The organism is Rhizobium sp. P38BS-XIX (assembly GCF_012641435.1).
Lineage (GTDB): Bacteria > Pseudomonadota > Alphaproteobacteria > Rhizobiales > Rhizobiaceae > Rhizobium.
The window spans coordinates 134,130-146,246 of sequence record NZ_JABAIJ010000001.1; the positions used below are offsets into that span (position 1 = coordinate 134,130).

Consider the following 12,117-nt stretch of genomic DNA (forward strand, 5'->3'; position numbering starts at 1 on the left):
TTCATCTCTCGGCTATCAGCGATCGCTCATCTCCCAACGCGGATTGATCCACGGCTCCTGGTTCGAGCGCGCGAGCCTCGGCTTGCCGAGAATATGGTCGGCGGCCTTCTCGCCGGTCATGATCGAAGGGCCGTTCAGGTTGCCGTAGGTCACATGCGGGAAGATCGAGCTGTCGGCGACGCGCAAGCCATCGACGCCGATGACGCGGGTGTCGGGGTCTACGACCGCCATCGGATCGTCCTTCGCGCCCATACGGCAGGTGCCGCAGGGGTGATAGGCACTTTCCAGATGCTCGCGCAGGAAGGCGTCGATCTGGTCGTCGGTCTGGACGTTTGCTCCCGGCTGGATTTCCGCGCCGCGATAATCGTCGAAGGCCTTCTGCCCGAAGATCTCGCGGGTGAGGCGCACGCAATGGCGGAATTTCTCCCAGTCTTCCGGGTGGCTCATATAGTTGAAGCGGATGACCGGATCGGCCTTCGGATCGGAGGAGCGCAGCGTGACGTTCCCGCGCGATTTCGACAGGTTGTAGCCGACATGCACCTGGAAGCCGTGGCTCTTGGCGGCCGCCTTGCCGTCATAGCTGATGGCGACAGGCAGGAAGTGATATTGGATATCCGGCTGCTTGACACCCGGCGCCGAGCGCAGAAAGGCGCAGGCTTCGAACTGATTTGACGTACCAAGTCCCTTCTTGAAGAAGAGCCACTGCGCGCCGGCGATGCCCTGCATGTACCAGGGCAGCCAGGAATAGAGCGACACCGGCTTCAGGCTCGTCTGCTGGAAATAGAATTCCATATGGTCTTGCAGGTTGGCGCCGACGCCCGGTCGATCAACCTTCACCTCAATCCCCATATCGCGCAGATGCTGGCCCGGTCCGATGCCCGAAAGCATCAGCAGCTTCGGCGAGTTGAACGAGGAGGCGGAGACGATCACCTCGCGGTTTGCCTTGATCACCTCGATCTTGCCGTCCCGTTCGACTTCGACACCGGTTGCGCGGCCGTTTTCGATGACGACCTTGCGGGCGAAGCAACGGATGAGCTGCACGTTCGGCCGCTTGAGGGCAGGCTTGAGATAGGCAGTGGCCGCAGACCAGCGCCGACCCATCCAGGTCGTCTGCTCCATCAGGCCGAAGCCCTCCTGCTTCCTGCCATTATAGTCCTCGGTTGCCTCGAAGCCCGCCTGCTTGCCGGCTTCGATGAAAGCGTGGAAGAGCGGATTGCGAGCGTCGCCCCGGCGCACATGCAGTGGGCCGTTCGTGCCGCGCCATCCCTCTTCGCCACCATGCGAATGCTCCATCCTCTTGAAGTAGGGCAGAACATCGGCATAGCCCCAGCCCTGAGCGCCGAGCGATTCCCAACGATTGAAGTCTTCCGCATGGCCACGCACATAGACCATGCCGTTGATCGAGGAGGAGCCACCGATCACCTTGCCGCGCGGAGCGGTGATGCGGCGATTGTTGAGGTTTGGTTCGGGCTCGGAGAGATAGCCCCAATTGTAGCGGTCCATGCTCATCGGCCACGCAAGGGCGGCCGGCATCTGGATGAATGGGCCGAAGTCGCTGCCGCCGAACTCCAGAACGATGACCGAATGCTTGCCGTCCTCGGACAGGCGGGAAGCCATGGCGGAACCGGCCGAACCCGAGCCGACGATGACGAAATCTGCTTGTTCCATACTCATCTCCTGTGGCCGTCTCGATCCTTCGAGGCCGGCCTTTGGCGGCACCTCAGGATGAGGCGGATTATCGTCCGTGCTTGCGATTAGCTGCTCTCGACCTCACCCTGAGGCGCCACAAGCGGCCTCGAAGGGCGAGGTTGAGCCCCTAGGTTGCATCAATAAGGCGCCTGTACCGGGCCCATGCCGACGTAGACGGTCTTCAGCTCCGAATAATGCTCCAGCGCCGCCAGCGAGTTCTCGCGGCCGAAGCCGGATTGCTTGGAGCCGCCGAAGGGAATTTCGACCGGGCAGAGATTGTAGGTGTTGATCCAGAGCGTGCCCGCCTCGAGCTGATCGACGACGCGGTGCGCGCGGGTCAGATCGGCGGTGAAGACGCCGCCGGAAAGGCCGAATTCGGTTGCGTTGGCGCGGGCGATGACCTCGGCCTCGTCGTCGAAATCGAGAACGCACATGACAGGCCCGAAGATCTCTTCGCGAGCGATCGTCATGTCGTCAGTGACATCGGCGAACACGGTCGGCTGGATGTAATAGCCTTCGCCGGAGACATTGTTCGGGATGCCGCCGCCGGTCAAAAGCACCGCGCCCTCGGCCTTGCCCTTTTCGATATAGGCGAGCACCTTTTCGCGCTGCGCCCAGGACACCATCGGGCCGATCTGCGTTGCCTCGTCCATCGGGTCGCCGATCAGCATGGCATCGGTGCGGGCCTTCAGGCGCCTCAGGAATTCGGACTTGATCTTGCGGTTGACGAAAACGCGCGTGCCGTTCGAGCAGACCTGGCCCGTCGAATAGAAGTTGCCGAGCATCGCGCCGCCGATGGCGCTGTCGATATCGGCGTCTTCGAAGACGATGAGCGGCGACTTGCCGCCGAGTTCCATGGTGACATGCTTGAGATTGCCGGCGGCGGAAGCGGCGACCTTGCGGCCTGTTGGCACCGAGCCGGTCAGGGATACCTTGGCGACGTCAGGATGATTGATGAGCAGTGGCCCAGTTTCGCGGTCACCCTGGATGACATTGTATAGGCCCTTGGGAAGGCCAGCCTCGATGAGGATTTCGGCAATCTTCAGCGCGCCGAGCGGCGTGTTTTCCGAGGGCTTGAATACCATGGCGTTGCCGGCAACGAGCGCGGGGGCACCCTTCCAGCAGGCAATCTGCTGCGGGTAGTTCCATGCGCCGATGCCGACGCAGACGCCGAGCGGCACGCGCTTGGTATAGGCGAAGTCACCACCGAGCGGGATATAGGAGCCGTTGAGGCCGGCTGCTGCGACGCCACCGAAGAACTCGAAGCTGTCGGCGCCCGAAGTCGGGTCGGCAACGATGGTCTCCTGGATTGGCTTGCCCGTATCCAGCGTCTCCAGCTCGGAAAGTTCGCGGTTACGCTCGCGCATGATCTCGGCCGCCCGCTTCAGGATGCGGCCGCGCGCCGTCGGGCTCATGGCCGCCCATTCCGGCTGCGCCCGTTTGGCGGCAGCGATTGCCTGTTCGACGATATCTGGCGTTGCGGCGTGCAGGCGGGCGATTACCTCGCCGGTCGCGGGATAGATGCTTTCGATAAGAGAGCCATCAGCGTCCTCGACATATTCGCCGTCGATGAAATGCGAGGCCTTCGGTTGTGCGCGCATTATAAAACCCTCAATTCTTCGTAGGACACCATGACATGCTCTTGGAAGGCAGGCCGCTCGGTCAGGTTTTCGTAGTAACGCTCAAGCCGCGGATGGGCAGGGCGCTGGATGTCGATCTCGAAATAGCGATAGAGAACATGCCCGAACTGGATGTCGGCCAGCGTCAGATTATCGCCGGCGAGGAAGCGATGCCGTCCGAACTGCGACTCGGCGATGTCTAGCTTCGCAGCGAGCGCGGCGATGCCCGTGGCGATCGCCTTTTCATCCTTGAGGGCCGGCGCCGTACGCACCGCGCGCCAGAAGATCGGACCGGTGAAGCCTTGGGCAACGTTGATCTTGGCCCACTCTGCCCATTTGTCGACCTGGGCGAGCTGTCGTGCACCCTTGGGCCAGAAGGTATCGTCGCCATATTGCGTGGCGAGATAACGCAGGATCGCGCCTGTTTCCCACAAGGGTTCGTCATCGCCATCGCGCAGCACCGGAACGGTGCCGTTCGGGTTCATCGCCAGAAACTCGGGAGTATTGTTGACGCCATAGGTGAAGCCGGCATCGATGCGCTCATAGGCGAGACCCAGCTCACCGATGCACCACATCAGCGCCTGTACGTTGGATGACGATTTGCGACCCCAGACGGTCAGCATGGCTTCAGCCTTTCACCGCGTTCAGGTTGGTCGTCAGGTAATCCTCCGTCAGTGCGATCGACGCATCGGTACTGATCGGCGCCGACCGCAAGCTCTGCCGGATATAGAGGCCGTCGATCATGGCAGCTGCGCCCTCGGCGATGCGCGTGGCATCGGAGGCAGCGCACAAAGCCTTGAGATTGGCGACGAGGTTCGAATGCAGGCGGCGCGCGTAGATGACGAGAAAGCGGCGCGTTTCTTCCGAGCGCTGCGCCTCGGCATAGAAGGCGAGCCAGGCGGCAATCGTCTCAGGCGCGAACTGATCCGCCTGGAAGCTGACGCGGATGACCGCAGACAGCTTTTCGCGCGGCGTTTTCGCCTCGCGGAGCGCCGTCACCACGCTGTCGCGCAGCCGCTGTAGATTCACGCGGACAGTCTCGATCAGCAACTGCTCCTTGCTGCCGAAATAGTGATGCGCCAGTGCCGGAGAAACGCCTGCCTGCTTGGCGATTTCGGACATGGTGACAGCCAGCGAGCCGTGATCGCCGATCACGCGCATCGCAGCATCCACCAGCGCCTTGCGGCGCACCGGCTCCATTCCGACTTTCGGCATGCATCAATCCCCAATCTTGAAGGGATTGTATTTTTGATTGACTGATCAATCAATAAAAAAATGATGCACGCCTAACCCCCTGATGAATCCGCCGCTCTTTTCAAGCTGAAGATCTGCGCCATACTCATTGAGAGGAGGAGGTGCAGTCATGGTTGATAGTTTCGACGAAGTTCCACCATCCGTCATGCATGAAAAATGGGGCTGGTTTGCCGGGCTCGGACTGCTGCTGCTGATCTGTGGGGCTATAGCGCTCGGCAATCTGCTCGTCGCCACGGTGGCGTCGGTCTATTATGTCGGCATGCTGATGTTGATTGGCGGCATCGTTCATCTCGCTCATGCGTTTCAAATGAGGGGATGGGAGCACGTCGTCTTTTGGGTGCTGAGCGGTATTTTATACACGCTTGCCGGCATCCTTGCCTTTGCAAATCCGCTGCTGGCTTCGGAAGCGCTGACCCTCTTCCTTGCCATCGCGCTGGTGATTGCCGGTACGTTTCGCGTATGGGTGGGCCGCAGGTTGAAGCCGTTGCCGGGCTGGTTCTGGATCATTGTCAGCGGCTTGGCAACCGCCGTCGCCGGCATCGCCATCATGGTCGGATGGCCCGGAAACAGTCTCTGGATTTTAGGTCTTTTCCTGGCGTTCGATCTGATTTTCCAGGGGTGGACACTCGTGGTGTTCGGCCTTGTTCTCCGTCGCTAGGCGCTTGGTCGGCTCGGATAACGCGGTGCTATTTTTTGACAAGAAGCGTGAGCGGCAGTAATCTCCTGCTTCTGCCTGACGGGCAGAACGTCGCCGAACTGATGTAGCGACGGTGCCTCGATCTCGAAAATGCATGTCGAAAGGACATGTTTCGAAGGCACCGCTGAACACCGCGGAATAGGCTGTTAGCGAAAATTCCGCCCGATAACATCAAGGGAGGACTATCATGCCAATGGTAACGGTTTCCATCTCCCCGCTTCAAGCTGCCGGCATCCGTGATGCGGTCGATACCGGCACCTATGCCTCGAGCAGCGAAATCGTGCGCGAAGCGCTTCGCCTGTGGGATGCAGCCCGCAAGCGCGATGGCGTTTACGATTTACGCAGCGCCGCAAACTATCGGGAAAAGACGGCAGGTGGTGGCCGTTGCGTCGCTGACATGTTCGCGGATTATGAGGCTGAGAAGCACTCGCATAATTAGTTGCGAGACATTGATTGCTGCCATTTACGGGATATTGGTCCAAGAGCGGGAGCATCCTGTAAATGGTTAATATTGCTTTACCATTCACGAAACTTTCACACAGGGGAAAGGTTTCGTTGATGGTTCTGGCGCATCTTGGGCCGAAAACGCGGTAAATCCAAAGTTTTACCAAAAATAATTTGAGTCAAGAATTCGCAAGTGGAGATGGGCATGTCCCTGACTGCCGCAATCGAGCCGGGCGTGTTGCGCCGGTATGCCAGCGACCAGATCGTCACTCTCGCCAAACTCGTCATCGAGAATGCCTTTCAGCCGATCGTCGAGGCCGGCACCGGTGCGGTCTTCGGTTATGAATCCTTGATGCGGGGCCAGGAGCGCATCGGCTTTGAAACCCCCGTCGACATTCTTGATGAAGCAGAGCGCACCGGCCAGCTTCTCGGTCTGGAACAGATGGTCACCAGCCGCGCGCTGGCCAAATTCGCGACGCTTCCCAACATCGCTTCGGCAACGCTCTTTCTCAATCTCGATGTTCGTCTGATCCCGCGGGGAGAAGTCCTGGTCGACAGCCTTCTGCAGCATATGAAAAAGGCCGGAATCGCGCCGTCCTCCGTATGTTTCGAATTCTCCGAGCGCTTCGACAATACCATCGTGCCCGAGTTCGGCGATCTCGTCGCCAAGATGCGCAATGCCGGCTTCAAGCTGGCGATCGACGATTTCGGCGTCGGCCATGGCGAAATGAAGTTATTGTCCGACTACCCGATCGACTATCTCAAGGTCGATCGCCATTTCATCGTCAATATCGATCGCAGCGCCCGCAAGCGCCATATTCTGAGAAACATCGTCAATATCGCCCATGTGCTTGGGACGCGCGTCATCGCGGAAGGTATCGAGACCGAGGCGGAGTTCCTGACCTGTCGCGAATTCGGCGTCGATCTCGTGCAGGGCTGGTTCATCGCCCGCCCGACGACCCTCGTCAACGAACTGAAGCCGAGCTTCCCGCATCTCCAGGATCTGGGCAAGACGGTGCGCAATAGTCAGTCGCTCGATGAAATCCTCATCCGCAAACAGATCGAGGTCCTGCCGACGATCCGTGAGAGCGACAGCATCGACAGCGTCTTCGAGCTTTTCCGCCGCAATCCGCGTCGTGCTTACTTCCCGGTCGTCAACGCCAATGACGAGCCGCGCGGCATCATCCACGAATATCAGCTGAAGGAATATATCTATCAGCCCTTCGGCCGCGATCTTCTGAAGAACAAGGTCTATGAACGTTCGATCTCGCATTTCGTCGAGATGGCACCAATCGTCGGGCTTGATTCCGATGCCGACACGCTGATGGCGATCTTCGCCAATATGGAAAGCAGCGATTGCCTGATCGTCACCGAAGGCACGCATTATGCCGGCATTGTCTCGGCCGCCTCGCTCATCAAGGTCATCAACGAGAAACAGCTGAAAATCGCCCAGGACCAGAACCCGCTGACCGGCTTGCCGGGCAACAGGGCGATCCATGATTTCATGCAGCATGCCGGTCGCGATGGCGATGAAGTCAGGCACTTCTGCTATTGCGATTTCGACAACTTCAAGCCATTCAACGATGCCTATGGCTTCCATCTCGGCGACCATGCCATTTCGCTGTTTGCCGCGCTGATGCGCCGTTATTTCTTTGCTGAACGGCATTTCCTCGGCCATGTCGGCGGCGACGATTTCTTTATCGGCGTTTCCGGCTGGAGCACGCAGGAGGTGCGCGAGGTTCTGGACAGGCTGCTTGCCGATTTCCATGCCGATGTGCTCGAGCTCTACTCGCCGGAAGATCGCGCCGCAGGGCGTATCCGTGGGCATGACCGCAGTGGCGCCAAAGCGGAGTTTCCGTTGATGCGCTGCTCGATCGGCATCCTGCAACTGCCCGAGGGGCTGGTCATCGATAACATCAACCGCGTCAGCACCTCGATCGCCGGCATCAAGGCGAAGGCAAAAGAGAGCGCCGCCGGCGTTGCTTTCCTCGGTTTAACCGAGACGAATTGACGCCCTGGCGCCGCGCCACCTTTTCAAGCGCGCTGCGCTAAACTATCTCCACTGCTTTGCTGGGAGAGGAGAGCGCCCCATGTCCTTGCCAACTGAAATGCGTTTCGTGGATCTACCGTCCTTCGGCGGCCCTGAAGTCATGACCATCGGCCGCAAGCCTTTGCCGGTGCTGAAACCGGGGGAAATTCTCGTCAGGGTCGAAGCGGCCGGCGTCAACAGACCCGATATCGCGCAGCGACAGGGCAATTATCCCGCGCCGAAGGATGCCAGTCCCATTCTGGGGCTGGAGATTGCCGGCGAAGTCGTCGATGTCGCGCAGGGCGTGACGGAGTTTTCGATCGGCAACAAGGTTTGCGGTCTCGCCAATGGCGGCGGCTACGCGGAATATTGCGTGCTCCCTGCCGGTCAGGCGCTCCGTTTCCCCAATGGCTATGATGCCGTGCGCGCCGCGGCCGTGCCCGAAACTTTTTTCACCGTATGGGCCAATCTCTTCCAGATGGCGGGCCTCACCGAAGGAGAAAGCGTGCTGATCCACGGCGGCTCCAGCGGGATCGGCACGACGGCGATCCAGCTTGCCCGCGCGTTCGGCGCCACGGTCTACACGACCGCCGGATCGAAGGAAAAGTGCGAGGCTTGCGAGAAGCTCGGCGCCAAGAGAGCCATCAACTACAAACAGGAAGATTTCGCCGAAGTCATCAAGGCGGAAACGGAGCATGGCGTCGATATCATTCTCGATATGATCGGTGCTGCCTATTTCGAAAAGAACCTTGCTTCGCTCGCTCGCGATGGCTGCCTTTCGATCATCGCGTTCCTCGGTGGTGCCGTGGCCGAAAAGGCAAATCTGCAGCCGATCATGGTCAAGCGCCTGACGGTGACCGGTTCCACCATGCGCCCGCGCACGGCGGAGGAGAAGCGGGCCATTCGCGACGATCTTGTGTCGCAGGTCTGGCCGCTGCTGGACGAGGGCACGGTTGCCCCCGTCATTCACAAGGTGTTTTCCTTTGACGACGTGGTCGAGGCACATCGCCTGCTGGAGACCAGCGATCACATCGGCAAGATCATGCTGACGCTGGCCTGATCGTCACCGACAGCACGATCGCGATCAGGCCCGGGAGCGCCATAAGCGCAAAAAGCCAGGTGGCGGCCGAAAGGCTGCCGGCTGTGCCTCCCGGGTGAGTGAGGCCTGCGCCGTTGACGATGACGCCGGCGAGAGCGGCACCGAACGCGCCGCCCAGGGATTGGGTCATCGAGATTGCCGCCGAAGCCTTGTCCTGTTCGCTCTTTCGAGCGATCGCGATGACCTTGGTGATTAGATGTGCCCATCCGAGGCCGACGCCGAAGCCCATCAGGAACATGGAAATCACGGCGGGCGCCAGCTCTGCAACCCCGTCGAAAGGCGTTGCCGTTGCCAGGAACGGGATCAGCGAGGCGGTCGCCGCAGTTTCCAGAATGCAGCCAAAGATGATTGCGATTGCCGCCTGCCTGCCTGAAAAGGATGCGCTGAAAAAGGCGGCGATGGTCCAGCCCAAGGCGACAAGCGCGACCAGATATCCTGAAACCAGCGGCGTGACCCCATGCAGCGTCTGCAGGAAATAGGGAATGTAGATGTCGCTGGTCAGCACCATCATCAGCGTGAACATCGTCAGATACAGCGCGGAAATCGGATTGCTCAGCATGACGGCGCCATAGGGAAGCAGCCGGATGTCGCTCTTCCGTTCGACGACGACCATCGCGGCGACGAGCGCCAGGGAGGCCGCAATCAATATGGTCTTGTATGATCCATGCTCGATCGTGCTCGCGACATTGACGAACAGGACCGCCACCAACAGCAGCACGATCTGGATCAGCGGCGTGCGCGTGTCGGCGCGGTCGTCGGCAACGTTTGGCAGTAGCCAGCGCGCTGAGAGCGCCATGATGACGGTCAATGGCACGAGGATGATGAAGGCCTCGCGCCATGCGCCGCCGGCGGCAAAGAAGCCGCCAAGCGTCGGGCCGAGCACCGTGGCGACACCCCAGATGGCGGCATAGAGGGTGGAGGCCTTGCGCCACAGAACTTCAGGATAGACGAAGCGAATGAAGGCATAGGCGAGGCCGGACAGCATCCCGGCGCCATAGCCCTGGATGGCGCGCCCGGCGATCAGCACGGGCATGATCGGCGCAATGGCGCAGACCAGGCTGCCGATGCCGAAAGTGATCGCCGCCGCCACATAAACGGCGCGCAGTCCCATGCCCTGCGGCCGCGTCGCCACGGTGATCGAGCCGAGCACGCCAGCGGCCACAAAAAGCGTCGTCATCCACGAGAAGAGCTCGAGGCCGCCGATGTCGCGGACGATCGAAGGGGCGATCGTGGCGGTGATGTAGGACTCGACGGCGTAAAGCGTCACGCCGCCGCCGAGCATGAGTGTCGCGGGCAGAAGGTTAGGCGAAAACAATGTGAAGACGGATGAGGATGGGGTGGCAATTTCGATGTCGGACATCGGAGGGTCCTCGGCATTTCCTAGGGGATGATTATTTTCAAAGATATTAATTGGAAAATTGCATAGGCTACAAAATAAAACAAGAAAAAACTTGGAAAATTAACCGACCTTCGCCGCGCGGCGTTTCGGTTTATTTGCAAAGGCATGGTGCGCGTGTGGGACGGCTGACGCAGCAAGCGACGCTCCCGAGACGAGCTTTGGCGGCGGATCGACAGCCAGGCGATTGGCAATTCCGGACGCAGAGGCTATCACTGGCCATCCCGCAAATCAGAGGCCGCTTTCATCATGTCCAATCCCGTCTGCGTCGAAGTCACCCGTGGCAATCTGGTCGAAAGCAGCCACAGCGGTTCCGTCGTTGTGGTCGATGGCGATGGCAAGGTGGTCTTCTCTCTGGGCGATATCGAAAGTGGCGTCTTTCCGCGTTCGGCCTGCAAGGCGATGCAGGCCCTGCCGCTGGTCGAAAGCGGGGCGGCGGATGCCTATGGCTTCGGCGACAAGGAATTGGCGCTCGCCTGTTCCTCTCACAATGGCGAGGATGAACATGTCGCCCTGGCTGCTTCGATGCTTCAGCGTGCCGGTCGCGATGTCGGGGCGCTCGAATGCGGCGCGCATTGGTCCTTCGATACCAAGACCGTCATCCATCAAGCCCGCACGATCGATAAGCCGACCGCGTTGCATAATAATTGCTCGGGCAAGCATGCCGGCTTCGTCTGCGCCTGCTGCCATCAGGACATCGATCCGAAGGGTTACGTCGGTTACGATCATCCGCTGCAGCAGCAGATCCGCGATGCGATGCAGAGCCTGACTGGCGCAGTTCTCGCCCATGACAATTGCGGCACCGACGGCTGCTCAATTCCGACCTATGCGGTGCCGCTCAAGGGGCTGGCGCATGGCTTTGCCAAAATGGCGACGGGTGTCGGCCTGGAGCCGTTGCGCGCCAAGGCGTCGCGCCGCCTGTTCGAAGCCTGCATGGCCGAACCCTTCTATGTTGCCGGGACAGATCGTGCCTGCACCAAGCTCATGCAGATCGCGCCGGGCCGCATCTTCGTCAAGACGGGTGCCGAGGGCGTCTTTTGCGCCGCGATCCCGGAGCAGGGGATTGCCGTCGCACTCAAATGCGATGACGGCACCGGCCGTGCGGCGGAGGTGATGGTGGCGGCGGCGCTTGCCCGCTTTTTCGAGAAGGATAGCGCGGTTCATGCCGGCCTGATGGCGATGGCCAGCCGCTCCTTCAAGAATTGGAACGGCATTCATGTCGGCGATATCAGGCCGGCTTCGGCCCTGATGGCATAAGCCGCCTCTGTCTTCAGCCTCGAGCCTGTCCTGCCGGCAGATGGTGCCGTACGATCCGGTATTCCTTCCAGATCAGCACCATGACGATGAGGTCGAAGACGGTGAGGACGATAAGCCCGATACCATGCGTATCGGTGAAGCGGTAAAGCTGGTAGGCGATGAAAAGCCCCAGTGCGATCAGCGATGCCGGATAGGCCCACATTTTGCCTCTGAGCAGGCCGATCACCAACAGCACCTTCACCAGCCCATGGCTGAGCAGGTAATAGGCGTAAAAATTCTTGGTGCCGACGGAGAAATCCTGCGCCCATGTCAGCAGATGCGTTGCAACGAAGTCATGGGGATCGTTCAGCAACTCCGGCTGCGTGATCCTGTTTGCCAGACGCAGAATGGACTCGGTGCTGACGAGCGCCAGCACGATGCCGCCGACGCACTCGATCAGCGCATGCGCCCCTTTTAAGAGGACGCTGATTTCGAAGAGCTGGTGAATGCGGTGTTCGTTCATGGACGCTCGCAACCTCTGATCAGGAATGAGGTAGGTTCGATCGGCTGTGACGGCAAGGCGAGCCGCCATCCGGATGGCATAGGATCAATCTTCGACGGCATCGTGATGATGACGACGAAATGCAGAGCGTA

General features: G+C 60.1%; 11 protein-coding genes. 5 read left to right on the forward strand and 6 right to left on the reverse strand.

Annotated elements, in window-relative coordinates; translation table 11 throughout:
• Positions 1–15: 15 nt before the first annotated feature.
• From betA to betI, 4 genes are all read right to left on the reverse strand, one after another.
• A complete protein-coding gene (betA, locus tag HGP17_RS00650; RefSeq protein ID WP_168804989.1) occupies positions 16–1,668 on the reverse strand; it encodes a choline dehydrogenase in 1,653 nt (550 codons plus the stop codon).
• A 158-nt stretch (positions 1,669–1,826) separates the two neighbouring features.
• Positions 1,827–3,290 carry a betaine-aldehyde dehydrogenase gene (betB, locus tag HGP17_RS00655; RefSeq protein ID WP_168804991.1) on the reverse strand — a complete coding sequence of 488 codons (1,464 nt, stop codon included), beginning with the start codon at positions 3,288–3,290 and terminating at the stop codon, positions 1,827–1,829.
• Positions 3,290–3,931 (reverse strand): glutathione S-transferase family protein, encoded by a 642-nt coding sequence (locus HGP17_RS00660; protein WP_168804993.1) that lies wholly within the window; start codon positions 3,929–3,931, stop codon positions 3,290–3,292. The genes betB and HGP17_RS00660 overlap by 1 nt, the downstream gene beginning before the upstream one ends.
• A gap of 4 nt (positions 3,932–3,935) precedes the next feature.
• Positions 3,936–4,523 (reverse strand): transcriptional regulator BetI, encoded by a 588-nt coding sequence (betI, locus tag HGP17_RS00665; protein ID WP_168804995.1) that lies wholly within the window; start codon positions 4,521–4,523, stop codon positions 3,936–3,938.
• A gap of 148 nt (positions 4,524–4,671) precedes the next feature.
• On the opposite strand from betI, the gene HGP17_RS00670 reads away from it, so the two are divergent.
• From HGP17_RS00670 to HGP17_RS00685, 4 genes are all read left to right on the forward strand, one after another.
• Positions 4,672–5,220 (forward strand): HdeD family acid-resistance protein, encoded by a 549-nt coding sequence (locus HGP17_RS00670; protein ID WP_168804996.1) that lies wholly within the window; start codon positions 4,672–4,674, stop codon positions 5,218–5,220.
• Between the two features lie 226 nt (positions 5,221–5,446).
• Entirely contained in the window at positions 5,447–5,698 is a 252-nt protein-coding gene (locus HGP17_RS00675) for a type II toxin-antitoxin system ParD family antitoxin (RefSeq protein WP_168804998.1), read from the forward strand.
• A 210-nt stretch (positions 5,699–5,908) separates the two neighbouring features.
• Positions 5,909–7,714 (forward strand): EAL domain-containing protein, encoded by a 1,806-nt coding sequence (locus HGP17_RS00680; RefSeq protein WP_168805000.1) that lies wholly within the window; start codon positions 5,909–5,911, stop codon positions 7,712–7,714.
• Positions 7,715–7,793: 79 nt separating this feature from the next.
• Positions 7,794–8,792 (forward strand): NAD(P)H-quinone oxidoreductase, encoded by a 999-nt coding sequence (locus tag HGP17_RS00685; RefSeq protein WP_168805002.1) that lies wholly within the window; start codon positions 7,794–7,796, stop codon positions 8,790–8,792.
• On the opposite strand, the gene HGP17_RS00690 is transcribed toward HGP17_RS00685, so the two are convergent.
• Positions 8,773–10,191, reverse strand: coding sequence for an MFS transporter (locus tag HGP17_RS00690; RefSeq protein WP_168805004.1), 1,419 nt, complete (start codon positions 10,189–10,191; stop codon positions 8,773–8,775). The two genes, HGP17_RS00685 and HGP17_RS00690, sit on opposite strands and share 20 nt — an antisense overlap.
• Before the next feature lie 285 nt (positions 10,192–10,476).
• Between HGP17_RS00690 and HGP17_RS00695 the strand changes: the two genes are divergently transcribed.
• Positions 10,477–11,484, forward strand: a complete 1,008-nt coding sequence (locus HGP17_RS00695) for an asparaginase (protein WP_168805006.1) — start codon at positions 10,477–10,479, stop codon at positions 11,482–11,484.
• Between the two features lie 13 nt (positions 11,485–11,497).
• Here the strand turns inward: HGP17_RS00695 and HGP17_RS00700 are convergent, their stop codons facing one another.
• Positions 11,498–11,986: a DUF2127 domain-containing protein gene (locus HGP17_RS00700; RefSeq protein ID WP_168805008.1), complete on the reverse strand. Its 489-nt coding sequence runs from the start codon at positions 11,984–11,986 to the stop codon at positions 11,498–11,500.
• Positions 11,987–12,117: the final 131 nt, after the last annotated feature.

Excerpts from the sequence above, each read along its gene's own strand:
- betA (WP_168804989.1), bottom strand. The coding sequence starts at position 1,668 with ATGGAACAAGCAGATTTCGTCATCGTCGGCTCGGGTTCGGCCGGTTCC.
- betB (WP_168804991.1), bottom strand. The coding sequence starts at position 3,290 with ATGCGCGCACAACCGAAGGCCTCGCATTTCATCGACGGCGAATATGTC.
- HGP17_RS00660 (WP_168804993.1), bottom strand. The coding sequence starts at position 3,931 with ATGCTGACCGTCTGGGGTCGCAAATCGTCATCCAACGTACAGGCGCTG.
- betI (WP_168804995.1), bottom strand. The coding sequence starts at position 4,523 with ATGCCGAAAGTCGGAATGGAGCCGGTGCGCCGCAAGGCGCTGGTGGAT.
- HGP17_RS00670 (WP_168804996.1), top strand. The coding sequence starts at position 4,672 with ATGGTTGATAGTTTCGACGAAGTTCCACCATCCGTCATGCATGAAAAA.
- HGP17_RS00675 (WP_168804998.1), top strand. The coding sequence starts at position 5,447 with ATGCCAATGGTAACGGTTTCCATCTCCCCGCTTCAAGCTGCCGGCATC.
- HGP17_RS00680 (WP_168805000.1), top strand. The coding sequence starts at position 5,909 with ATGTCCCTGACTGCCGCAATCGAGCCGGGCGTGTTGCGCCGGTATGCC.
- HGP17_RS00685 (WP_168805002.1), top strand. The coding sequence starts at position 7,794 with ATGTCCTTGCCAACTGAAATGCGTTTCGTGGATCTACCGTCCTTCGGC.
- HGP17_RS00690 (WP_168805004.1), bottom strand. The coding sequence starts at position 10,191 with ATGTCCGACATCGAAATTGCCACCCCATCCTCATCCGTCTTCACATTG.
- HGP17_RS00695 (WP_168805006.1), top strand. The coding sequence starts at position 10,477 with ATGTCCAATCCCGTCTGCGTCGAAGTCACCCGTGGCAATCTGGTCGAA.
- HGP17_RS00700 (WP_168805008.1), bottom strand. The coding sequence starts at position 11,986 with ATGAACGAACACCGCATTCACCAGCTCTTCGAAATCAGCGTCCTCTTA.